Annotated in this window: 14 protein-coding genes and 1 pseudogene; all 15 read right to left on the reverse strand. The window is 71.1% G+C overall.

Translation table 11 applies throughout. The annotated features are described in order from the left end of the window. Positions 1-23 precede the first annotated feature (23 nt). Positions 24-2,201 (reverse strand): hypothetical protein, encoded by a 2,178-nt coding sequence (locus ABD329_RS25465; RefSeq protein ID WP_198279281.1) that lies wholly within the window; start codon positions 2,199-2,201, stop codon positions 24-26. Beyond that, on the reverse strand, positions 2,198-6,229 hold the full coding sequence (locus tag ABD329_RS25470) for a putative baseplate assembly protein (protein WP_344316950.1): 4,032 nt from the start codon (positions 6,227-6,229) through the stop codon (positions 2,198-2,200). Before ABD329_RS25470 ends, ABD329_RS25465 begins: the two co-directional genes overlap by 4 nt. Then, on the reverse strand, positions 6,226-9,423 hold the full coding sequence (locus ABD329_RS25475) for a putative baseplate assembly protein (protein ID WP_344316952.1): 3,198 nt from the start codon (positions 9,421-9,423) through the stop codon (positions 6,226-6,228). The genes ABD329_RS25470 and ABD329_RS25475 overlap by 4 nt, the downstream gene beginning before the upstream one ends. Then, positions 9,420-9,848 (reverse strand): GPW/gp25 family protein, encoded by a 429-nt coding sequence (locus tag ABD329_RS25480; RefSeq protein ID WP_214665549.1) that lies wholly within the window; start codon positions 9,846-9,848, stop codon positions 9,420-9,422. Before ABD329_RS25480 ends, ABD329_RS25475 begins: the two co-directional genes overlap by 4 nt. After that, positions 9,845-10,192: a hypothetical protein gene (locus tag ABD329_RS25485; protein ID WP_198280882.1), complete on the reverse strand. Its 348-nt coding sequence runs from the start codon at positions 10,190-10,192 to the stop codon at positions 9,845-9,847. Before ABD329_RS25485 ends, ABD329_RS25480 begins: the two co-directional genes overlap by 4 nt. 70 nt (positions 10,193-10,262) lie before the next feature. Next, on the reverse strand, positions 10,263-10,796 hold the full coding sequence (locus ABD329_RS25490; protein WP_198280883.1) for a phage baseplate assembly protein V: 534 nt from the start codon (positions 10,794-10,796) through the stop codon (positions 10,263-10,265). A gap of 17 nt (positions 10,797-10,813) precedes the next feature. Then, positions 10,814-11,953, reverse strand: a complete 1,140-nt coding sequence (locus tag ABD329_RS25495) for a hypothetical protein (protein ID WP_198280884.1) — start codon at positions 11,951-11,953, stop codon at positions 10,814-10,816. Continuing rightward, positions 11,946-12,326, reverse strand: a complete 381-nt coding sequence (locus ABD329_RS25500; protein ID WP_198280885.1) for a LysM peptidoglycan-binding domain-containing protein — start codon at positions 12,324-12,326, stop codon at positions 11,946-11,948. The genes ABD329_RS25495 and ABD329_RS25500 overlap by 8 nt, the downstream gene beginning before the upstream one ends. A gap of 6 nt (positions 12,327-12,332) precedes the next feature. Continuing rightward, entirely contained in the window at positions 12,333-13,019 is a 687-nt protein-coding gene (locus ABD329_RS25505; protein WP_138912572.1) for a hypothetical protein, read from the reverse strand. After that, positions 13,016-13,717 carry a hypothetical protein gene (locus ABD329_RS25510; RefSeq protein WP_198280886.1) on the reverse strand — a complete coding sequence of 234 codons (702 nt, stop codon included), beginning with the start codon at positions 13,715-13,717 and terminating at the stop codon, positions 13,016-13,018. Before ABD329_RS25510 ends, ABD329_RS25505 begins: the two co-directional genes overlap by 4 nt. Positions 13,718-13,732: 15 nt before the next feature. Then, complete coding sequence (locus ABD329_RS25515) at positions 13,733-20,278, reverse strand: eCIS core domain-containing protein (RefSeq protein ID WP_344316955.1); 6,546 nt, start codon at positions 20,276-20,278, stop codon at positions 13,733-13,735. Beyond that, positions 20,275-20,568 (reverse strand): hypothetical protein, encoded by a 294-nt coding sequence (locus tag ABD329_RS25520; RefSeq protein ID WP_198281800.1) that lies wholly within the window; start codon positions 20,566-20,568, stop codon positions 20,275-20,277. Before ABD329_RS25520 ends, ABD329_RS25515 begins: the two co-directional genes overlap by 4 nt. Continuing rightward, the gene (locus ABD329_RS25525; protein WP_344316960.1) at positions 20,559-23,036 is read right to left on the reverse strand and encodes an ATP-binding protein; all 2,478 of its coding nucleotides are present in this window, start codon (positions 23,034-23,036) and stop codon (positions 20,559-20,561) included. Before ABD329_RS25525 ends, ABD329_RS25520 begins: the two co-directional genes overlap by 10 nt. Positions 23,037-23,071: 35 nt before the next feature. Continuing rightward, on the reverse strand, positions 23,072-24,004 hold the full coding sequence (locus tag ABD329_RS25530; protein WP_344316956.1) for a Pvc16 family protein: 933 nt from the start codon (positions 24,002-24,004) through the stop codon (positions 23,072-23,074). Between the two features lie 4 nt (positions 24,005-24,008). Beyond that, a pseudogene (locus tag ABD329_RS25535) lies at positions 24,009-24,228 on the reverse strand (hypothetical protein); the annotation flags it as partial.

The following is a 24,228-nucleotide window of genomic DNA, read 5'->3' on the forward strand; positions in this document are numbered from 1 at the left end:
ATCGGTGTCGGTGGCACATCGGTTCACGTCACAGCGATGACTCCCGCGTCCGTGCCCGCCGGCGCGTACTCCGCGAGCCGTGCCCACAGGCTGTCCTCGCGCTGCGGCTGGTACAGGTCGTGGAAGGCGCCCAGCTCGGCGCCGTCCTCGGCGCCCCGGCGGATCTCCTCCGCGCATCCGGCCGCCAACTGCCCGTACACCGGGGTGCCGTAGCGCTCGCCGCTGAACAGCGGCCGCACCCGCCACGCCTGCTCCGCCCCCACCAGATCCGGCTGGCAGCGGTGGCGGCGCGGGGTGCGCGAGCCCGGCGGCACATAGCTGAACCGCAGACATCCGACACCGCGCCGGGCCACGTGCATCCGCCCGGTGAAGAGGCTGTTCTCACCGATCCGCACGGCGTGGGTGTGCACTTCGCCGATGACGGTGGTGCGGTGGGCGTGCAGTACGGCGTGGGCGTGGCGGCAGTCCGGGGCGGACAGCGCCGGGCGGTCGTGTCCGGTGGCGTCCAGGATGGAGTCGCGGATGTGGAGGGCGAGCGGATCGGTGCGCACCTCCTCGCCGATCACCTCGATGGTGCCGAGAACGCTGCGCTCGATCTGGACACACGCGGTGGTGCGCTCCAGGACCAGGCTGGGCTCGTCGGGCGAGCGCGGCTCGCACTCCGGCTCCAGGGACCAGCCGGGGACGAGGGTGCAGTGGCGCAGCACCACGGCGCCGACCGGCCCGGTGACATTGAGCCCGCGTCCCGCGATCAGCAGCCCGTCCAGCACGATGCGCGGCGCCTCGCCACCGGTGTTTCCCTGCTCCTCCCGGGCCCGGATGTTGAGCGCGTCGGGGCGGTTGCTGTACCAGTCCAGCAGCCGGATCACCGGCCGGGTGCCCTCGGCGGCGCGCAGTTCGAGCCGGTCGCCCGGGTCCAGGTCGAAGTCCAGCTGCTCCTGGTAGGCACCGCTGTGGGTGATCTCGATGATGCCCTCCGGGCCGCATCGCCCGCCCCGCCGGTCGTGCCGCCACTGCCGGTACGCGTCCATGATCCGCTGGTACGCGCACCCCGGGCCGACCCGGTAGACCTCCGCGGTCGGGGAGGTCTCGCGGTCGTCCCGGTCGTACTCCCCGCCGCCCATGTCGTCGGGGTACGCGTAGTGGTAGGTGACCCAGACGCCGTGGCGGGGCGCGGTGCGCGAGCCGAAGGCGATCCGGCCGAGCTCGGGGTCGATGACCACCTGGCCGCGCTTGGCCCGGTAGCGCCAGTCCGTCAGATCGGCCACCACGATGTCCGAAGGCGGTACGGGCTCGTCGTGGCCGTCCCGCCAGATGGTGAAGCTCTTGCCCGGTCCGTAGTCGTCGAGGAGATGGTCGGCGAGCTGACGGCGACGGATGTAGGCGGGCACGTTGTCGATGGACGCGATGTGCGAGGCCGACGGCTCGGGTTCGGGGCGGGTCACCAGCGGGGTGTCATTGCCGAGGATCGAGAAGGTATAGAGGTTGCGGGCCCGGTCGATGCAGTACGCGGGCGCCCTGGTCACGCGGTACGGCTTCAGCCGCCACACGAACAGCCCGACCCCGGCCGGGGTGTGGCCGCCCTGTCTGCGGCGGGAGCCCGCGCGCCGTACGTCCACCGAGCGCGCCACCGTCCCGAACGGCCCGCCCGCCAGGTCCAGCGCCGCCCCGTCCCGCAGCTCGGCGAGCCGGCCCCGGGAGAGCCTGCGCGGGTCCGCCGCCGCGCCGCCGGTCCCGCCGTAGAGCTTGACCGGCTGCTGGTGTGCGGTGAGCCGGGAGAGTTCGACGGCGCGGGCGGGCCATCCGGCCACCGACGCGGAGAGCTCCTCCAGCAGCGCGAGCGTGCCCTTGCGCCGCCGGTAGGCCACGGTGGCGGCCACGTCCCGGCGCGGCGCCAGCGCCTCGGCCAGCCGCGCCAGGGAGGCGTCCGGCGGTCCGCCGTCGCGCAGTCCGGTGGCCAGCACCCGCTCGTAGCCGGGCAGCGGGCGGTAGCCCACCAGATCGCCCAGATACGGCAGCACCCATGCGGTGGCGGTCTCCACGAACCAGTCGTCGTAACTGTGCTCAACCCCGTCCCGCACCCGATCGACCTGCTCGGCGAGCACGGCGAGCAGGGCGCGCAGGGGCTCGCCCGCCTCGGCGTCCCTGAGGCGATGCCACTGCGGAAGCAGTTCGGCGAGCCCGTCCGGCTCCCTGCTCATGAGGTGACCTCCGTGAGGATCAGCGTGTCCGGCACATCGGGTGAGAAGATCGCGAGCCGCGCCGGGCGGATGCCGCGGAACACGGACACCGAGCGGCCCTCGGCCAGGCGGCGGGTGTCGGTGATGTCGGGGTTGAGGCGCAGCAGTTCGGCGAGCGGGATGCCGTGGCGTCCGGCGATGTCGGTGAGCGTCTCGCCGTCGGTGGCGGTGACCCGGTAGGTGTCCTCGGCGTACTCGGCGGGCCGGGCGGGGACCACGGCGCCGGGCTCGGTGAGCCGGGCGGCCAGATCGGCCAGTTCCCGCGGGGTACCGGCGGCCGGGACGCCGGTGAAGGCGTCCACGTCCACATAGTCCACTCCGGGCACCGACTGGGCGGTGGCCAGCACCTCGGAGAGCGCGGCGGGCTGTCCCAACTCACGTCCCGGATAGCCGAGTTCGCGCAGCAGGGCCTGGCGCAGCCGGGGTTCGACCAGCTCCCAGGAGTGGTCCGGCGCCACCTTCACCCGTGCCACCAGCACCAGCAGCACCAGTTCCCGCACATCCACCCGGACCGGCAGCCGGGTGTCCCCGTACGCGGCCAGCGAGGCGCGCAGGGCGCGCAGCACCTCCGCGTCCGCGCCGATCGGCGCGTCGTCCACCCCGGCCACGGTCACATGGAGCACCCTGCGCCGACCGTCGAAGAGTTCGCGGGCGGCGGCCCGGCCGATGCCCGCGCGGGACCGGGCGAAGTCCTCGTAATCCTGGACGGAGACCAGCCGGTCGAGCGCGGAGACCGCGAGCGGGACGGTGCGGCGGGTCAGGCCCGGGCCGTCGCCGTCCGCGCCGCCGGTGGCGGGCTGCGGATTGGTGACGGCGGTGACGCCGAGGGGCCGGGTGAGGGCCTGGGTGATGCGGTCCGCGGGCACGTTGGCGGCCTCGCCGGTGCCGAAGCGGTAGCGGGCCCGTACGTTCTCGTGGCCGCCGGGCAGCCGGGCGCCGTGCGCCCCGTCGCCGAAGGTCACCGTGGTCCGCCCGTCGCCGGTGGTCCCGGTGACGTAGACGCGCTCACGGGGTCCGCGTCCGGCGAGGCTGTCCACCCGGTGCCACAGCAGCCCGTCGACGCGGATCTCGAGGGCGGGGGCGGCGCCCAGGGGGTTGTCCGCGGGGAGCCAGGTCAGCGGCGACTGCCACAGCGTGAAGGTCTGGTTGGCCACGGCCGGGTCGCCGCTGCCGATGGGCTCGTCCCGACTCTCGCCGTGCGTGGCGGGCACGACGTTGCCCTGGACGCGGACCGTCTCGCGGCGGTAACGGTAGGCCAGATCGGCGGTGAGGGTGAGAGTGGTGTGCACATGGTCGCCGGGCAGATCGGGGTCGACGCGCTGGTCCACGGCGGCGATCACCGCCAGTTCCGTGCCCCGGACCCCGGTCGGGGCGCCCGGACCGGCCGGACCCGGGAGGTCGGCGCGCTCACCGGAGACGACGATCCGGCGGCCGGGCCGCAGCCCGTCGTACAGCTCGGCGAGCTCGATCTCGTTGCCGTGCACATCCTCGCCCAGCAGCTCGTCCGCCGGTCGCAGCGGCTCACCGCCCGCGTGCACGGTGGTGTCGCGGATGGCGGAGAGCAGCACATCGTGTTCGTCGAGCCACGGGTCGGCGAGGGTCAGCTGGGTGCCGCGGCCGGTGATGCCGTAGTTGGTGTACGCGGCGGTGCGCACGGCGACGACACGGGTGGTGAGGGAGGCGAGCTTCTTGTCGCCCGGGATGCCGTCCGGCTCGCCGGAACCCTTGCGGGGGCGCTCGACGGCCACCCAGCTGCCGACCGTGATGGAGTCCTGGACCGAATCCAGTGGCAGCACATAGCGGTTGGTGGGCTCGGGCACGGTGGCGATGCCGATCTCGACGGCCGGGGGCTCACTGCCGGGGGTGAACCGCAGCGTCAGTTCGTAGGACCCGTAAGTGATCTGCTTCGGGGGTTCGCCACGGCTCAGCATCCACTGCTGGGTGTCCCCGTTGTCCACGACCACATGCACCCGCCCGTCCTCGGCGGGCCGGGACACGAACAGGGTGAGCGCGGGCAGTCCGGGCAGCAGGGTGGCGGTGACACCGGGCTCCTGCGAGTCGGTGGGACGGCCCCGGAGCCAGCCCAGGTCATGGTCCTGGCCGGTGCGGGTGGACAGCTGGATCTGGCCGGGGCCCAGCGTGAACGAGATGGTGTTGGGCAGATTCTCGCTGCGCTGCCATGACGTCCCGGTCTCGATGTGCTGGAACTCCGCCTTCACCGGCACCTTGCCCGCCGTGTCGTACACGATCCGTACGGCGGTCAACTCCCCGCCGGTCAACGGCCAGTCGGTCTGCCGGATGACCCGGCCCCGGTCGTCCTGCACCGGCTTGAGCGGCGCCATCGCCCCGAAGGGCGCGGCCGTCACCCGCAGCGCCAGCAGCTCGCGCAGCAGCGGGAGGGTCCCGGGCGGGGCGGTGGCGGGCGGGGCGGCCCGGCGCCACGCGGCGTACATCCCGCTCCCCACCCTCGGGTCGAGGGCGGAGAGCAGCCCGGCGGCCAGGTCGGAGCCGGGCCCGAAGAGCCGCCCCGGATCGTGCGCCGCCGTGGCGCGGGCGCCGGACGGGGGCCGTACGACACGGGTGCGCAGGGCGGGCAGGACGGCGCCGAGCGCGCGCAGGGCGGCGGTGCCGTGGGCGGGGCCGTGGGTCCCGGTGGCGGAGCCGTGGGTCCCGGTGGCGGAGCCGTGGGTCCCGGTGGCGGAGCCGTGGGTCCCGGTGGCGGAGCCTTGGGTCCCGGTGGCGGAGCCGTGGCTTCCGGTCGCGCTGCCGGCCGCGGGCCGGTCCTCGGCGAGCTGGGACCGCAGCCGCACCTCGCCGGACCCGGCGGCGTCCAACTCCGCCGCACGCTCGCGCAGTTCACCGACCACCGCTTCCAGCCGCTCGAACCAGGCGGCCACCTCCTCGTACGGGGCGGCCAGCACCTGCGCCTCCGCCAGCCGGTCATGCGGTTCGGCGAGCCGCCGGGCGAGCTGTCCGGGCGTGGTGATCCCGTCCAGGTCGCCCCGCAGCGGCGCCAGCACCTGCGCGTCGAACTCCTCGATCAGGCGGCTGACGGGACGCGGATCGGGGTGGTCCGGCGTGGGCTCGGCGTCCCCCCGGTCGTCCGGGTCCTCGTCCGCCTCCGGGTCGGTGATCCACCGCCGTACCTCGTCCACCAGCTCCTTGAGGGACGGCGGGGCGGACTCCGGCAGCCCGATCGCCGTCACGTCCTCCTCACGGTCGACGGTCACCCGCGCCACCGGCAGCAGCAGCCGCTTGCCGCCGCCCCCGGACTCCGCCGTCCCGCCGAAGACGAGGAGCAGCTTGTCGCCGACGGTCAGCCCGAGCGAGGTTCCGGACACCAGCAGCTCGGAGCGGCGCCGCAGGTCGTCGGGGCCGATCAGGGCGGGCCGGCGGCGGCGCACCGCCAGTTCGTTCCACGCCCAGCGGGCCGTCAGCTCCTCGCTGGTCTCGAAGGTTTGCGACTCCTCGTCGGAGGCCGCCGGGACGCTGTGGCTGATGGCCCCGCGCGGAATCGTCACCACCACGTCCTCGGCGCGCGGATCCCGGTCCAGGGTGTACGCGAGGTGGGTGTCGGCGGCCACGCCCGGCCGTGGCACATGCCCCACCAGCCGGCCCAGCAGGGCGAGCGAGCGGGGGTCGCGGGCGGTGCGCAGATAGCCCTCGTCGGCGATCCGCTCGGAGTGGAAGGTCAGCAGGTCGCCCAGGACCGCCCAGGCGTCCAGCAGCCCGATGGCCGGGTCGTCCGGGGTGCGTACGGTCAGGCCGCGCAGCGCGGGGTAGGCGGGCGAGGCGAGCCGGTCGAGCATGGCGGCCAGGAACGAGCCGTAGTCGCCGACGCGATAGTCCAGGGCGGTGCGGCCGGGCGGGTTGTGCGGGATACCCGGGGCGGCCCGGCGCTCGTCGTGGCCGCCGCAACTGCAACCGCAGCCGCGGCCACCGGAGTTGACGTGGTCGGAGTGGTCGGGGTGGTCGGGGTGGTCGCTCATCGGGCCCCCTTCAGCTCGATGACCAGGCGGCCGTTCTCGGGCCGTTCGGGGTCGTTGTCGCATTGGGCGATCTCCAGGGGGCCGATGCGCAGGATGCCCTCCTCCAGCGCCTCGCCGTGTGATGTCTCGTACGAGGTGCCGTCATCGGGCTCCTTCGGCCCCTCCAGCCCCTCGTGCCACAGCCGCCGCAGCCGGCTGACCTCGACGCGTCGCACCCCCGGCACCGCCGCGGCGACCGCCACCAGCCGGCTGAGCCGCACCGGTTCGCCGAAGGTCAGCGCGTCGGGGTGGAAGAAGCCGAGCCGCCCGCCGGAGAGCCGACGGCTCCCCAGCGCCCGGTACAGCTCGGCGAGGATCTGCCCGTGCTGGTGTCCGGGCGCGGCGCACACCTCGAGCGCGATGTCCAGCGGCACGGCGCGGGCCGGGCCGACCACCAGGTCGTGTCCGATCCGGCGGTAGCCCTCCAGGGCGTGCGCGACCGCGTCCAGGAGGGCGGGGGGCGGTGCCCCGGTCCCGTACGCGTCGATGGCGACATGCGCCTCCCGCACACTGCCGGTCCAGCGGATCTCCGCCGCCGCGCGTTGCACCCCGGGCAGTTCGGCGGCGAGCGCCGCGTAGTCCTCGGCGGTGATGGCCCGGTGCCGGGTGCGCCTCAGATCGAGCGGGGCGAGCTGGCGGACCTGTTCGACCGGCTCGGGCTCGGTGCCGCCGACGGCGGGCAGCGGATTGCGCACCCCGGCCACGGGCAGGGGCCGTCCGCTGGCAGCCTTTTCCGGGCGTTCCGGATCCCGGCACAGCACCAGGTGGTTGATGGCCTCGGGGCCGACGTTGCCCGCCGTGCCACCGCCGGTCCGGTAGTGGACCGCGAGGCGTGCCCCGGGCCTCGGCACCGCGCCGTACCGGCCGTCGCCAAAGCGCAGCGCGATGCGGCCGTCGTCCTCCAGCTCGCCGACGAAGTGGCGGTCCCGGGGGCGGGAGGTGAGCAGATCGCGGCGCGGTGTCCAGGTCTCGTCGCCGTCCTCGATCGTCACGGCGGGAAGCGCGGCCCGTGGATCCTGGACGAGCGCGGCGGCCGGACCGTGCAGCACCGGATCTTCCGGGCGCAGCCCGGCGGCGTACGCCCGGCCCCAGCTGTGCGCGATCTCCCAGGCGATGCGCCCGTCCAGGACGGTGCCCGCCCGGGCCCTGGCGGTCAGTGCGGCCAGGCGCCCCAGCTTGGCGTCGAGCAGCCGGTCGCAGCGGTGCAGCAGCTCGCGCAGCGCGCGGACGGGGTGGCGGGCCAGTTCGAGGCGCTCCAGGACCCGCGGCCCGAACAGGACGGCCAGCTCGGCGATCTCCTCGTCCGAGAGCCCGTCGCGGTCCCGGGCACTGCGCCACAGCTCCGTCAGCCGCTCCCGCACCCGCCCCGGGACGGCGGCCAGGTGCTCGGCCTGCCCGGCCGCGATATGGCGCGGATCGGGGAAGGGCACGGCCTGGGTGACGGGCGCCTGGTGCAGTACGGGCCGGAAGCGCGGCACGATCCCGGGGTAGACGGACTGGGCGAGAAGTGTCCGCAGGGCCTCGGCCTGGGCGTACGCGGTGCCGGGCACGACCTTCTCGCGCCGCTGCCCGGCCGCCTCCAGACCGATCCCGGCCCGGCCGGTCGCTTCCAGGCCGACGGTGGTGATCAGCTCCCGTACGTCGTCGGGGGTGAGCTGCCGCCCGTGGCGGGCCCGCTCCAGCAGGAAGTCGATGAGCCGCGCGGGGGCGTTCCCGGCGTCCTTGTCGAAGCAGCCGAAGGCGGGTGGGTCACAGGACCCGGCGACGGCGGGTACGGGCGGCACGGTGAGGGTTTCCGGTGTGCCGCAGCAGAAGGTCAGAGAGCGGCCGTGGTCGACCAGCACCACATTGCCGCGCGCCACGCTCACGTCCTCGACGGGCGCGCAGTCCGGACCGCCCCGGGTGGCCAGGCACAGCGGGAAGGCCAGCGCGTCCTCCCGCGCCCAGGTGACCTCGAGCACCGGCTGCTCGGCGAGCCGGTCGACGGCGGGGGTGACGGAGGTGAGGCGCACGGCCTGCCGGTGCGACGGGTCGGCGTCGCCGGGCATCCCGGAACGCGGCCCCCGCACCTCCTCGAAGAGCAGCAGATCGCCGGGGCGCAGATCAAGCACGCGGGCCCGGCACTCCTCGTCGGCCCACGCGTCGCGCAGGGTCGCGGACGTGGCGCCCACCGGCAGCGAGCACACCTCGCCGCCCCAGGTCCACAGGCGGATGCGGTGGTGTTCCGGCCGCAGGTGGAGGGGTCGATCGGTGACGACGGGCTCGAACACCTCCACCGATCCGCGCTCATCGAGCACGGCGAGCTCCCGGTCGTCCAGCACGGCCCCGATGTCCGGCCGGTCCAGCGGGCCGAGCGTACGGATGTCCACGGCGGCGAAGCGGTACTCCCCCGGGCTCAGCGTCAGCGGCTCGACCGTCTCCACGGTGACGAAGGCGCGGGCGTTGCAGCCGTCGTGCATCGGATAGTCGATGAGCCGTACGTGGCGGCGTACGGACACCCGGCGGCGGGCGGTGTCGAGATACGCCTCGGTGGCCACCGCGTCCTGCTGGTAGCTGATCTGGTCCGCGGTGTAGGCGAGCAGCTCGACCAGGGTGATGCCGAGGTCGGCGGCGTTGCGCTCGACCCACTCGGGGGTGGTGAGGCGGAGCCGGTCCAGGACGACCTGGCGGAGGGTGTCGTAGTCGCGGGCGGTGTAGTCGATGACGGGAGCGGGGTGGAGGGCGGCGGGGAGGGGCGGGGTCTCGTCCTGGCAGTCGAAGAGGGTGGGGCAGTCTGGCCGGAAGGTGAACTCGGCGGAGTAGTACCGCTGGTCGAAGCCGGGGAAGGGCTCGGTGCCGGGGCGCCCGTAGGGGTCGGTGTCCACGAGGGAGAGCCGGTAGGTGGAGGTGTCCCCGGCCCGGTCCACGGTGACGTACAGCTTGTCGTCGAGCTCGGGGTCCTCCTCGCGCTCGACGGAGATCTCCATGACCTCGATGCCGGTGATCCGGCGGCCGCCGTCGACGCGTACGTTCTCCGGGCACAGGCCGTGCGGGGCCTTGCCCAGGAAGGTGACGGTGAGGGTGACGCCGTCGTCGCCGACCTCGACGGCGTCGACCCCGTTGAGGTGGGCGGCCCTGATGCGATCGCGCCGTGACGCGGTGGAGGGGTGGCTCACGCGGCGCCCCTCCCCTCGAACACCTCATCGCGCAGGCTTGCGGTGGCGCGCACCACATACCGCAGATGGACGCGTACGACGTTCTCCTCGCTGACCACGTCCAGGGACTCCACCTCGATCAGCTCGCCGAGCCAGCGCTGGAGCGACGCCTGGACGGACAGCCCGACGGCGGAGGCCAGTTCGGGGCTGTTGGGCGTGAAGACGAGGTCGAGCAGCCCGCAGCCGAAGTCCGGCCGCATGACGCGTTCGCCGGGGCTGGTGAAGAGCAACTGCTCGATCAGATCGCGTATGTGGTCGTCGTGGTCGGCGTGCGCGGTGCGCCCGCGCCGGTCGATACGGAACGGGAAGGCGATGTCGGTCCGTACGGTGTGTGTTCTGCCGGTCCGTGTCCTGCCTGTCGGTGTCCTGCCTGTCGGTGTCCTCATCCGCACCTCACCCCTTGCCGCGCGGCGGAGACGACGGGTGGCCCCTGCGGCACGAGCCCCGCGCTGAAGCACTGTGCCGAGGAGGTGTCGAGCAGGACGGGCACGCCGTCGATCAGCACTGTGTCGCGGTCCGGAGTCCACCGGACGGTGGTGCACGGCAGCGGGACGCGGTCGACGGTGTGCGGGCAGCCGACGACCGTGAAGACGTCGTCGGCGGATGGCATGGGCTGCCCGTCGAGCCGCACACCGGACGACGACGCACCGGATGCCGCCTGTACGCGTCCGCCGTGCGGGCAACTGATCACGGCGGTATGGCTGACGAGGTTCCCGGAATTCCCGGACACGTCGCTTGTCCCTCCCCGTTCGCTGCGTTCGCTGCTGACAATCGCTTCTTGTGGCTATCGCTTCTTGTGGCTATCGCTTCTTGGGCACGGTCAACCGGCCCTTGTTCAGGTCGACTTGGTCCCCGAAGAGGGAGACGGAAGCCCCCTGGCCGTTGTCCATGTGCACCCCGGTCGCGTCGATCCTTATGTACGCGCCACCGGGAGCCTGGAGCAGAATGCCCTCGGCCGGAACGTCGGACATCACGATCTTGTGCTTCCCCGGTGTCTGGATGACGACGGGGTGCGCGGTGGCCGGATCGGACCGCGCGTCCTCCGGGAGCTGGTCCCGCGCCCCGAACCAGCACCCCGTCCAGATGGGGAAGCTGGGGTCGCCCTGCTCGAACTCCACCCAGACCCCCGCCCCGACGGACGGCACGACGTATTGCCCGGCGGGCCGCTGCTGCTCCCCGGTGAAGGGGAAGCAGGGCATGGCCCAGGTCGACGGCTCATCGCCGAGGACATCGGGCACCTCGACGGTGATCCGGCCGATGCCGAGCGGGTCCTGGTTGTCCCGCACCCGGCCCCGGAATTTGCCGAGGAAGCGGTTGTTGGGCGTGGCCGCCATAGGGGCTCCTTGAGGGCTTAGGGCCGAACGGTGTCGCTCCGGGCGATGAGCCCTTCGCGGGTGAGCGTGAAGTTCTGCTGGAAGGAGCCGGGCCGGAGGTGGTGGGTGACGGTCTTGACGTAGTACTCCCCGTCGTAGGTGACCCCGGCTCCCCGGACGCCGACGAGCTGGCGTGGCTGGAGGATGTACCCATGCCGGTTGACGTCCAGCGAGCCGGAACCGGAGATGGCGTCGGCGGTGGTGGCGGCCCTAGCCAGCGCCTCGGCCTCGGCCTGCGCCCGGTCCTTCTTGGCGGTGCCGGAGAGCGTCTTGCGCTTGAGGGCCGGGGTGGCCCGTTTGCCGAGGGGCGGCCGGAGAGGGCTGATGTCGGGCTGGGCGAGGAGGGTGGAGGTGCGGGTGGCGGGGTCCTGCACACGGGCCTGGGGCTCCTCGCGGGCGGTCCCGTCGTAGGCGAACGTCAGCTGGTCGACGGTGGAGTTGACGTCCATGTTGACGGTGAGGGCGTGCTGGGCCGTGCCGACGCGCTTCTCGGGCCCCCAGTAGGCGGTGGAGACGCCGGCCACGGGCCCGGGGATGAGGTAGAAGACATAGCCGTTGGCGTGGGCGAGATCGGTGACGTACTGGAGGTCGGTGCCGGTCTGGTAGTCCACGCGGCGCTGTGCGTTGGGCGGCTGGAGGATCTTCTCTTTGACGACGTCGGCCTCGATGCCGTAGTCGGTGTACTTGGTGAGGATGCGGGTGACGCGCTGCCAGGGTGAGAGGTTGGGGTAACGGTCGGCCCGCTCCTCGAGGTCCATGAGGAGGGTGAGGTCCTCGCCGGTGACGGTGAGGGTGGTCTGCCCCGGCTGATTGCTGGCCCCCACCTCGTGGCGCACGATGAGCCCGTCGAGGAGGACGATCGGCGTGCCCTTGACGGCGGCCGTGACGATGACGCGGGTGCGGGGGTCGAAGAACCCCTCGGGGAGCAGCCGATCGATGATCGCGCCCCTTTTGGTGAGGTCGAACGCCATCTGGAAGCCGCTGCGTTCGCCCGCGGTGGTGGTGATCTGCGCGGACAGCAGCGCGTCGGTGACCTCGGGGGGCACGGGGCGGGTGAGCTTGGGCCCCATCCGTAATTCGAGGTGGATGGGCCCCTGCCCGACGGGCTCATCAGCCATGACGCCCACCGCCTCCGCCTCCCGCGTACCCGTCCGGTATCGCTATCTCCTCGCCAGGCTCGGCGGTCAGCTCGCGGGGGTCGAGGACGGGGTTGGCGTCGGCGATCCGCCACCAGGCGGCGGGGTCGCCGAAGTAGCGCTGACCGAGGTGGTCGGGGCGCTCGCCACTGCTGACGGTGTGGGTGGCGGTGTCCTCGTCCACCCCAGCCTCACCGAGGGGCGGCAGCAGCCGCCGCTTGACGTACCGGACGGGCGTACCGTCGGGCTGCGTGTGAATCCCGATCTCGGCGTCGTGGTACCGGCTGGAGCGGGGGTAGGGGTGCGCCCCCGGAATCGCGTCGAGCGCGCTCTCGTAAGGCTGTGGCTGTGCCATGTCTTGTTACACCCTCCCCAGCCCGATGTCCCCGCTGTTCAACCCGAGCGCGCTGAGCGCCCCTCCGCGCGCGGCCGCCGCGAGCCGTTCCTTCTGCGCGAGATGCGCGAGGTAGAGCTCGGCCCCACGGTGGCCGGCGGGCAGGTCGCTGACGGTGAGCACCTTCAGCCCGATGCTGAGGGATGCCCGGATGGGGTTGAGGTTGACGTCGAATGCCGATTCGTTGATCGAAAGTTCCGTTATCCGCACGGGCATGACCCGCTTACTCCCCCAGGTGAAGAGGGTCAGCGGCATCTCGATGGGACTGATCTCGATGGTCCCCTTTTTGGAGAGCCGCATGGCGTCCCGCAACTTGGCCGTGGTCGGCTGCACGAGCATTTCGAGCGTCGCGAGCTGCGGGTGTATCCCGTCGGGCGCGGCCACCTCGAACTGATCGGTCGCGTCGATCTCCGCGGTGAACTTCCACGTCTCCTGGGCGGGGCCCTTGAGGCGCAGCGCCTCGTTTTTGTCCCCGCTTCCGCTGCCGCCTCCGCCGCTGTCGGCTTGGTCGCCGGCGGATTGGGGAGCCAATGACCGCTCCAGCGTGTCCGGATTGAACTGCAACACGATGATGCGCTGCGGCGTCCCCCGCTCGGGGTCGACCAGGACGATTCCGGAGCGGATGGGTTTGGGGATGTCGGCGTAGCGGGTCATAGACGGGCCTCCAACCTTTCGGAAATCGGCCCATAATCCCAGCCAGGAAAGAGCGTGGGCAGAATCTCCATCATGTCCTGCAATCGCACCATTGTCTCCCGGAGACCGGGAGAATTGAGGGGTACTGTTTCCGTGAACAAGTACTGCCACCCCAGAGCGCCCTTGGTGATGGCGAGATTCCGGAGATATTCAGGATATGTGAGATCGATTCGAAAGTATGGCTTCTCCGCCTCCGGTATGCGCACGAGCTGCGGATCGTAGAACCACATCTCAAGGGGGTCCGTGTGCGGAAGAATCCTTATGCCAGCCCAGTGCCCGGTTCCTATAACAGGAGCGTCATCAACTACCCGGATCGAAGAGAAGAAGGCCCTGTCCTCGGGTGGGCTTCCTTCCCAGAGCGGCTCAGGTGGAGGTTGAATAAGGTCGGTGAAGACGTCACCCACGCAGAATTCTCCTTGGAGCTCGGGAAGTGGGGCGACAGTGCTCCAGTAGGCCTTTATTTCCGTGACGCGAGGGGTGTTCTGACAGAGGTCTTGACTGAGTATGACGTCTTCCCACCCCGGCAGGCCAGCAAAGAGAGTCGGCCTTTGATGGAATTCCATACCCAACTCTCCAAGGTTTACATACTGGCTGCGCAACTGCACCGCACTCTCTATTTCACGATAGGCGCGGAAGAGGTCCGACTCGATACCACTCAAATTTCGCATTAACCTTCACCTCCTCCTATGGGTTCCCCAATTGATGCGATTCTGCTCTTGCACCAGCAAGGCCTTCCCTTCATTGAATGCTTCGCCAGCGAGAGTGATTTCCGGGTCATTCTCGATGCGCTCGATCACCTCAGCGACAGATTGTGGCTTCGTTCCGTTATTGCGAACCTTTGTTATGGCGCTGGCGAACTCCTTGCTGATCCCCAACAGCTTCCGCAGTTTCATCGCGTCATAAGAATTAAGGTATACCTCGGGTGCGTCACCTTCGCGCGTCGGTGGAGGTTCAAGAATCCCCGAGTCATGCTTATGCGGCGCGACAGGCGTCACCTCATCCCAGTCCTTTTTACTTCGATCATAGTCATATGTTTTCCATTCTGCCTCAATGGTCCGAGGAAATCCCTCTATCTCTGCCTTGTGGTACGTTAGGTTAATTTTATAAGAGATCATGGTTAGCTTGTCGTCGCGAGTATCATCTTCTTCTGCGATTCGCGCCTCCGCGAACTTCTCGATTTTCTGATAGAATTCAGGATTATTCACCGTGCTTCTCGCGGGGACAAGGTTTGACCCCTTGGCCGGCCCTCCGAGTGCCGCTGGAAGCATGTGCATGCGAACCCACCGCCCCTTGGGGTGACGCTGGTTCAGGTCGTTCTGCAAGATGTACTGAAACGGCTTGGGAATCTGCAAGTGCGCATCCTGACTTATCCATTCTCCGTGCTTCTTTGCCCACAGCCTGTTGAGGTATTTAGCCTCGAAATTACTAGCCAATTGGTCGTCGTTGAAATCAGGCGCCACGGGTGATGGGAGATCCGGGTCTTTCTGCTCCTCCAGGTAGTTCACATAGGTTTTGTACGCGTTCTGGTCGTGAGCGACGATGTGCTCTTCTTCTTCGTGGCCCGTGTTAGAAATTCGGTCCGGGTTCAGCGAAGCGATCACCGAAAAGTTTTTCCCGCCACGTTTTTCGAGGCCGGTAAGTCGATACCAAGACTGAAGCCTGTCAAGCATCTCCTGGAGATCTTTCTCAACAATTCCAGGGAGAAGCTTTTCATTAATGCGTGGCCGAATCCGGGCGATGATCTCATCCAGCCGATCCCCCTTGGACTCTCTCGAGTCCTCTTCCTTTTTGTGCCTGTCCTTTTCCTGCTTGGACTTGGGCCTGCCCGGGCCGCTCTTGTCGGGGTGGGGTTTGCGCCTGTCAGGGCCCTTCTTGTTTGGTCGCCTGCCGGGGCTGTCCTTGTTGGGTTTGGGCTTTCGGGGGCTTGGCTTGTCACCGTCCTTGTCCGGCTTGGGCTTCTTGCCGTCGTCTTTCTTCGGCCTGGTGGGCTTGTCGTCGTCCTTGTCCGGCTTGGGCTTGGTGGGGTCCTGATCCTTGGGGTCCTTGGTTGGGGGTTTGTCGTCGTTCTTGGGCCTGTCCTCCGGGCCCTTGTCGTCCTTGGGGCTGCCCGGGGTGCCGTCCTTATCCGGCTTGGGCTTGGTCTGCGTCTCGGGCTTGGGCTTCGCCGGGGGTTCCGGCTTGGGCTTGGGCTTGGCCGTTGGGGTTGGGCGGGTGTCGGGCCGTTCGTCTTCCTCGGTCTTCGGGTGGCCGTTCTTGTCCTTGGCGCTGGTGGGCCGCTTGGTATCAGCGGGGCCGGGCCTGGGCCTGCCTGGAGTGTCGGCCCTGGTCGGTTTGGGCTGCGACTGCGTTGTGGGCTTCGGCTTCGTGGTCGTTGTCGTCGTGGGGCGCGTAGTCGGGTGTGTTGCGGGAGTACTCGTCCTCGGTGAGTTCGGTTGTTCGGGCTTCTCGTCGGGCTTCGGCTTGCTGCCCCGGCCCTCCGCGCCCTCCCCGTCCGCGCCGCCCTTCCCTCCAGCTCCGCCCCTGCCACCCTTGCCCCGGCCCAGCTTCGCCGCGATGGCCTTGAAGCGTCGGCCCACCTTCGCGACGTACTTGCCGATCCCCGACAGCAGCGCTTGGTAGGCCAATTCGAGGAGCGCCACGATGCCCGCCGCGACGGCCTTCGCGAAGAGAATTCCCGCGCCGCCCATGCGGACGAGCTTCAGCCAGTCGAGGACCGCGCCCACTGCGCGCAGGATCGCGCCGAGCGCGCCGATGGCCGTGCGGATGGCGTCGATGACGGCCATCACCCAGCCCGCACCCGGGATCAACTTGGCGATGACCTTGGTGATGACGATCTCGCCGATGATGAAGGGGAGTTGGGGGACGATCGCGTCCCACGTCTCCTTGACGATCTGCTCCAGCGTGAAGCCGCCCTTGAACAGCCTGTCTAGGATCGCCTTGGGAACGCCGATGATTTCCTGGATCTTGGACTGGAACCATTCCTTGACGGCCGACTTCACCTCGCGGAAGAGGTGGTTCTTCGCGCCGTCCACCGCCGAGTTCTTCGCCCCGCTCAGCCAGCCGCCCGGGTCGGTGAGGAAGTCGACCGCGATGAGCATGAAGTCGCCGAGCGCACCCAAGAGCTTGGAGGCGAAGTCCAGGACCGCCTTGACCGCGTCCACGACGGCCTTGACGACGTCCAGCAGCATCTTCTTCAGGACGTCCAGGATGCTGCTCAGCAGCTTGCCGAGGGCGTTCAGCAGGTCGGTGATGGCCTGCTTGAGCATCGTGGCGAGCTTGTTGACCAGGGCGATCGCGGCGTTGATCAGGCCGGCGATGAAGTTCCGGATGCGCTTGGCCAGGTCGATGACGGCCCGCACCATCGCCTTGGCGAACTCGATCAGGTCGTTGATAAAGTTCTTGATCGCGTCAACGATCGCCTTACGAGCGTCGTTGATCCAGCGTTCGACGGTCTCCTTGAAGTTCTTGATGAAGCCGATGACCGCGTCCCGCGCCTCCCTGATGACGCGGACGATCGCGTTCTTGATCTCGATGACCTTGTCTTTGATCCAGTCGAAGGCCTTGCTGACCCAGTTGCCCGATTCCTCGACACTGTCGTCGCGCTTCTTCTCGGCGTCCTTTTCGGCCTGGTCGCTCTTGTCCTGGATCTTCTTGTCGCTGTCGTCCTTCTCCTTGTCGACGTCCTTGTCGGTCTTCTCTTCCTTGTCCTTGACGTCCTTGCGGATCTTCTCGTGGCGCTCGGTCTTCTTGTCGCCGAGTGACTGGAGCTCCTTGTCCTGCTCCGTGCGCCAGTCCTGACGCTTGGCGGTGACCTCCGTCATCGCCTTCTGACGCTCGCTCGCCTGACTCTTGGTGTTGGTCGCGATCTCCGCGTTGACCTGCTGCTTGTGCTGCTGCTGACCGTTCCTGAAGTCGCGGTCCTTGGTCTGCCGCCCCTCGGACATGCTCTTCTGGCCATCGGAGAACGCGGCCTGGAACTGCGGTCCGCGTTCGTGCTCGGCCACCTCCGACGCGGCCTCGGGAGGCACGGCACCCGTCGCCGCGCCGCCCCCGGGCGCACCGCCGCCTCCGCCGCCCTGCTGGCCGGGGACCTTCGCCTCCATCCGCTCCTTGGGAGCGTTGGGATAGACCTGGTCCTCGCCCATCCCCCGGCCCGCGTCGTCGCGGCCCGTAGCGACGGTTTCCTGGCCCTTGGTGTCGACGGCCGAGCCCTGCTCACCAGCCGTCTGGTCGGCAGCGCCCCGCATCTGTACGCCCGGCGCGTTGCCCGCCTGGGCCTGCTTGAGCGCCTCGTCCTTGGTCGGCAGCCCGGCGAACTTGGCGGCCAGCGCCTGCGGGTCCACTACGGGCTTGTCGGCGCCGAAGAGGCTCGCGGCCGCGTTCACGATCTTGCCGCCGATGAAGCCCAGGGCCATCTTGAACGTGTCCCAGCCGCCGGGCTCCTCGGCCTTCTCCGCCTCGATCTGGCCCTTGGGCTCCTTGGCGCCCTCGACCTTGGCGTCCTCCTTCTCCGGCGCCTCGGACTTCTGCGCCGGATCCTGCGAGTACTGGGCCGGGGCGTCGGTTTTCGGCTTGCCCTGGAGGGTCTGCGGGGCGCCCGCCGGGCGCTGCATCGAGGGTGGGGCCGCGGCCAGGGCCTTGTGTTCGTCGCCGACGGTGCGGTTGACCGAGCCGCTCACGCCCGTCATGGCCTGCAACGCCACGTGGGGCTTCAGCCTGGAGGCCGTGGATAGGCCCGCTTCCGGGGACACTTGGGAGAGGTTCGGGGCCGGTCCGGAGTCCTTCTTCTTGCCCTTGGCGGGGGCGGATGCCTTGCCGCCGCCACCGCCTCCACCCGCCCCTCCGCCACCGCCACGCGGTGTCTTGGGGGCCGGTGCCGACTTGGGCGCTGTGGGCTTTGCTCCCGACGCGGACTTGGGTGCCGGCGGCGCGGGCTCGGCGGACTTCTTCGGTTCCGGCGCGGACGGCGCCGGCTCCGCCGCCGGGGCCTCCGTACGCCCCGCCGGCGCGCCCTGCCCGCTCTGCGCCCCACTGCTCGCCCCGCCGGGCGTATCCGCGTTGGACCCGCCCGTGACCTGGGTGTCCCGCGCCGGTGAGGGCGACTTGGCGTCCGCCGTGGGTTCGCTCCTGGCCGCCGGTGCCGCGTCCGCCTTCTTCTGCTCCGCCTCGGCCGCGGGCTCCTGCACCGTCTGACCGCCCACCGCCTGCTGGGACGCCTTCTCCTGCGCACCGCCCGGCGCGTCACCCGCCGCGGGTGTGCCCTTCTCCTCCTTGGTGGCCTGTTCGGTGGCTTCGCTGCCGTCCTCCGACCTGCCCGCGGCCTCCTGCACCGTCGTCTGCGCGACGACGGGCCCGTCCTTGGGGTCGGCGCCGCTCTTCGGGTCGCGGGTCGTGGCTGGTCCCGGTCGGCTCTCGGCGGCCTGTTCCACGGCGAGGCCGCCGAGCCCCTCGCCTGCGGCCGCCGTGCCCTCGTCCGCCTCCGTCGACGGCTCCGCGTCGGCGGCCGAGTCTCCGGGGTCCTCCTCGGGTTCAGCGTCCTCCGCCTCGTCCTCGGCGTCCTCCGCGTCCCGTTCGGCCTGCACCTTGTCGGCCTTGGTCAGCGGAGGGGCGGGGAAGGACGGAACGGGGGCGCCGGCGGACGAGGCGGGGTCGAGCTGGTCCGCGGTCGGTACGCCGGACACGTCGAGGTCCTGCTCGGGCAGGAAGTCCTCCGGCTGGAGCTTGATGTCCCAGGCGCTCTTCTCCGCGCCCCCGACCTCGACCTCCGACTCACTGCCGGAGCCGAACGGATCCTCGTCGGCCCGCTCCTCCGGACCGTCGAGATCCTGGGCCCGTACACCGTCGAGCGTGGAGAAGGCGCCGGGCCACTGGGTGTCCTTGCCGGACGCCATCGGCGAACCGGTGGGCTTGTCCGCGTCCCGCTTGTCCTGCTGCTTCAGCTGCTGACCCGCCACGAGCGAATCGACCGCGCCCGGGCGGTTCTTGGCCGCCGACTCCTCCTTGCTCGGCGTCGCGACACCCTGCTGCTCCTGCCCTTCCTTCCCCTCGCTCTCCTTGTCTTCCTTTCCTTCCTTGCCCTTCTCGGAGCCCTCGTCCTTCCGCTCACCGCCGGACGGCTGTTGGGACTGGGGTTGGGGCTGAGCGGCGGCTGCTGAGGCCGAACCGCCGGACTTCCCATCCGACGCGGGGCTTCCGCCCTGGTGTCCCGCGTCAGCGCCCGGCCTCTGGCCCTCCTTCTCGGGCGCGCCCCCACCGTTCTGCGGCGTACTGCCCGGCGCGTCCTCCCCCGCGGGCCCGTCCTTCTCCGGACCCGGTGCGGGCGCCGGGCGCTGCTCCTCCTCGCGGTGCTCCTCCGCCCTCCGCCGCCGTGTCTCGCGCTCGAACAGCAGCTCCTCGACCGGGTCCGGTTCGACGTCCGGGGCGGCCAGCGACTCCCGCTCCAGGTTGTCGTCCGCCTCGATCTCGTCCACGAAGTCGAGCACCCGCTCGTGCTCCGAGCTGAGCAGCCTGGTCTCCAGGCGGTCGAGGACGGCGTCCTGCACCTCGTCCGGCATCCGCGCCAGTTGCATACGGGTGCGCTTGGAGCGGTCCTCGGGGTCGCCGCGCAGGGAGCGGACGACGCTGTTGGCGAGGCGGTCGACCAGGGTGGCCGGGTCGAGCTTCTCCATGCGGTTGCGGTCGGCGTCGACCGTGGCGTAGCGGAGCCAGCCCGGGGTCGTGGACTTCTCCGGCGCCACGCCCGCTTCCGGTTGCCCGCCGCGGACCAGTTCCCGCGCCGTGCCCTCCGCCTCGCGCTCCATCGCGTCCTGCGGCAGGCTCACCGCGCCCAGGTCGCGGCCCGCGCGCAGGGTGCCGAGGCCGTGGGGGTTCTGGACGGTGTGGAGCAGTTCGTGGGCGAGGAGGCGTTGGCCGTCCGTCGTGCCGGGGCGGTAGGTGTTCTCGCGGAAGAAGATGTCCTGGCCGACCGCCACCGCGTCCGCGCCCAGCAGTTCGGTGAGGTGGCCCGCATCGCGGTCGGTGTGCAGGCGGACCTGGCCGAGGTCGTGTCCGAGCTGTTCCTCGAGGTCGCGCCGGACGCTCGGGTCGAGGGGCTGTCCGGCGCCGCTGACGATGTCCTTGGGCTCGGGCGCACGGGCCTTGCCGGTCCGCTCCTTGCGCTTGCGGCGCTTGGCGGACTGGGACGCGCGGTCGTCCTGGGTGGTGGACGGTGTGTTGCTCATGTCCCCTCCCGCCCCCTTCCGGACAGGCCCGCGTGCACGGCCCGGGCCAGGGCCTCGCCCAGCCGGGCCGGGGAGGTGGTGGCGGGGAGCGGGGGCAGGTCGGACAGGACGTCGAGGGCGCGGTCGGCCCCGGTCGCCGCCAACGGTACGCCGCGCTCCTGTACGAGGCGGGTCAGCTCTGTCTGGAATGCCACCCCGACCTGGTCCGGGTCGATCCCCGCGTCGAAGCCGGTCAGTGCCAGCTCGCCGATGTCCACACGGACCGTGCGCGGCTCCTCGTTCAGACCCATCCGGTGACCTCCGAGGGTGTGAGCGAACGGTCCAGCTTCTGGTACTCGGTGCGCGCCGCCGCCAGCATGTGGCGCATCTGGAGGCGGTCGCCCTCCTCGGCGGCGAGGAAGGCGCCGGAGAGCGCGATGTTGCGGATCGAGCCGCCCGCCACGGTGAGTTGGGCGAGGCGTTCGGGGTCGATGTCCTTCATCGGCGCCCGGGCGGGGAGCATCCGGCGCCAGATCTCGGCGCGCTCGCTCTCGCCGGGGAAGGGGAAGTCCACGACGAAGCGGATCCGGCGCATGAAGGCCGGGTCGAGGGCCTTCTTCATGTTGGTGGTGAGGATGGCCAGGCCCCGGTACGCCTCCATGCGCATCAGCAGATAGCTGACCTCCAGGTTGGCGTACCGGTCGTGGCTGTCCTTGACCTCGCTGCGCTTGCCGAACAGCGCGTCCGCCTCGTCGAAGAGGAGCAGTGCGCCACCGCGCTCGGCGGCGTCGAAGACCTTGCGCAGGTTCTTCTCGGTCTCTCCGATGTATTTGCTGACCACCTGGGAGAGGTCGATGATGAAGAGATCCAGACCGAGCTCCTTGGCCATCACCTCGGCGGCGAGGGTCTTGCCGGTGCCGGAGCCGCCCGCGAAGAGGGCGGTGACGCCCAGGCCGCGGCGGAGCGTCGCAGCGAAGCCCCACTCCTGGTGGACGGTGGCGCGCTGCCGTACGTGGGCGACGATCTCGCGCAGGATCCGCGCCTGGTGGTCGGCGAGCACCAGATCGTCCCAGGCGGCCTCGGGTTCGATCCGGCGCCCCAGCTCGTCCAGGCCGATGCGCGCCTCGATGAGCCCGGCTCGCCAGGCGAGGTCGGTGGGGTCGAGCGCGTCCATATCGGCATCGGCGTCGGGGAGGTCACGGCGTACGGCGGCGGCCGCGGAGCGGATGATGTGGGGTGGCAGCTGGAACTGGGCGACCAGCGACCGCAGATGGGCCTCCTCGATCCGCGGGATGTCGGCGAAGGCGTCCGTCCAGAGGGCAAGTTGTTCGTCGTCGTCCAGCCCGGGCACGGCGACGCGCTCACCGCGCGGGCGGCCGGTCCGGCGCGGGTCCTCGCTGGAGACCACGAGGGGCACGGCGGCGCCCTCGATGAACGCGTCCGTGGCGGCCGTCTGCTCCCGGTCCATCTCGCCGACTTCCAACAGGAGTGCCGCGGGCAGCAGTACGGCCTCGCGCTGCCAGAGGCGGGCCAGGCGGTCGCGTTCGGCCGCGTCGGTGGGGACGTCGTCCGACGCCATGACGTACAGCGCGAGTCCGGTGCGGCGGGCGGCCTCGGCGGCGATGTCGGTACGGGTGGTCAGATCGCCGCCGACGAGCTCCACGCGCAACGGCGCCTCCGGACGCGACTCGTTCCAGCCCGCGGCCACCTGGTCCGCCGCCCGGTCGTACGAGGGGGGCAGGGTCCGCGGGGGCTGCGCACGGCGCAGCAGCCCGTGCAGCCGGGCGTCGAGGTAGGGCGACCCGGCCAGGAAGTGCAGGATCCGCTCGTCGATGCGGAGGCGCGATGTGGTGAGGCGGGTCTCGTCGTCGAGGTCCACCAGCCGCCAGCGGCGGAGCGGGGACACGGGGGTGAGCGCGCTCCAGTGCGGCTTGTCGAGCGCGGCGAGGGCGAGCGAGAAGGTGGGGTACGCACGGGCCGGATCGCCACTGGCGGCGGCACACCGCGCGGCGGTGGTGGGGTCCAGCTCGGCGGCCGCCGCCAGCAGGACGAGCTGGCGCTCGAAGGTGCTGAGCCCGAAGCAGGCCACGAGCGCGTCGAGGGTGGCGGGGCCGGGGATCGCCTTCGGGGTGGGGTGGGGGCGTGCGGTGGTGGGATGTTGCTCGTGGTCTTCGGTGCGGGGCGGCTGGGCGGCGGTGGCGGGGGTGGCGTCCGAGGTTCCGGGCTCGGGCTCGGCCGACGGGTCCCGTGTAGCGTCTGCCACGGTCGCCCTTGGGCATGTGGGCCCTTGGGACGTACGGCGGTCGCGGCCTTGGCCGTCGTCGGCCGGAGCGATGGGCTCGTCAGTGGTGGCGGCGCCGGGGGCGGCAGCACCGGAGGCGGGGCCGGGGCGAACGGCGCTGGGACCAGCGGCGCCTGTGCGGGCGGCGCCAGAGCCCGTGGCATCGGGGTGTACGGCGCCGGGCCCAGTGGCATCGTGGCGGGGGTGGCCGGGCCGGGAGCCGTTGGTGGTGGCGCGGCGGGCATGGGCGTCGACGCGGTCCAGTACCGCCTCGACGGCGGCGGCCAGGGCCTGCCCGTCCTCGGCCGCGACGGACTCGGCCGCGAAGGGAGCGGCCCCCGCGCTGGAGTCTGCGCCCGCGACGAAGTCCTCGCCCGCAGCGGCGTCCCCACCCGCGTCCGAGTCCGCACCCGCGACGGCGTCCCCACCCTCGATGGCGTCCGCGCCGTCGGCGACGGCGTCAGGCGCCGCCGATGCGCGGCCGTTTCGCGTGCCCATGGTGTCGTCCACCCCCTTCTCCCCCACCGGGTGCCTCAGCTCTCCGTGTCCTCGGAGCGGCCACCGCGGCGCCGGGGCGTGGACTTGCGTGCACGGGTGGGTGAGGCGGCCGACTTGGCGGCGGCGGACTTCGTGGTCTTGGCCGCGGCCGATTTGGTGGCCGCCGCCTTGGCGGTCCTGGCGGCTTTGGCGGTCTTGGCCGCGGCCGTCTTCGTGGCGGCGGGGCGCTTCTTGACGGGCCGGGCGGGCGTCGGGGTCTCGGCCTCCCCCGCCGCCTTCCCCTCCCCCTCCGCCTCGGCGGGTTCCCCGGGCCGTTCCCCTTCCGCCCCCGGCAGGATGGGTGGCTCCGGCGCCCCCGGGGCGCCGAAGGGCAGCACCCGCACCGTGGGCCGTTCCACCGGCTTCGCCGGGACCGGGCGCTCGCGCCCCTCGATCAGGACCAACGAGCCCTGGTAGCAGACCGACAGCACATACGGGGTCTGGTAGAGCATCCCCCAGAGCTTCGAGGTCTCGTCCACGTCCATCTGCGTCGGGGTGAAGCGCACCCGCTGCACCGCCTCGACCAGGTCGCTGCCCGTCAGATACGAGCGCCGGGCGGCCTCCTCGATCACGTCCTTCGGCAGCATCGGGATCTCGTGCAGGATGCGCACCACGGTGCCGATCAGGCGCTGCCCGACCAGTTCGGACTCCTCGCCGTACGCGCTGATCAGGTAGTGCAGATCCATCGCCGCGGCCGGTCGCTTGAGCAGGGTGCCGTCCGAGGCGCGGGTGGGCAGGTCGGTGGCGCGCATCGAGGCGTTCGGGGTGACCTGGTAGAGGAAGATGTTGATGGTCGGTTCGGTGGGTGGCTCGGCCGGGGGCCTACGGGTGTCCACCGTGACCGCGATGTCGATCTCGGGCCGCAGATTGTTCGCGATCAGCAGCGCGAGGGCCTGGGTGACGGTCGCGAAGGCGAGTCCGTTGCTCATGGTGTCAGTCCCTCTTCTCGCCGCGTGCCAGGTAGTCCTCCAGGCTCAGCGCGGGCGCGCGCCGTCCCGTCGTTCCGGTGCGGGCGCCCGTGGCGCGGTCGGCGCCGGGCGGGGTGGCGGCGGTGACCTCCAGCCGCCCGATCTGGACGTGCACCGTGCGCTGGGCGGACCGGGCGCGGCGCCGCCCGGCGGGGAGCCGCGCGGCCTCGCGGCCCGGGGCGGCG

The sequence above is a fragment of the Streptomyces javensis genome (assembly GCF_039525925.1).
Classification (GTDB): Bacteria; Actinomycetota; Actinomycetes; order Streptomycetales; family Streptomycetaceae; genus Streptomyces; species Streptomyces asiaticus.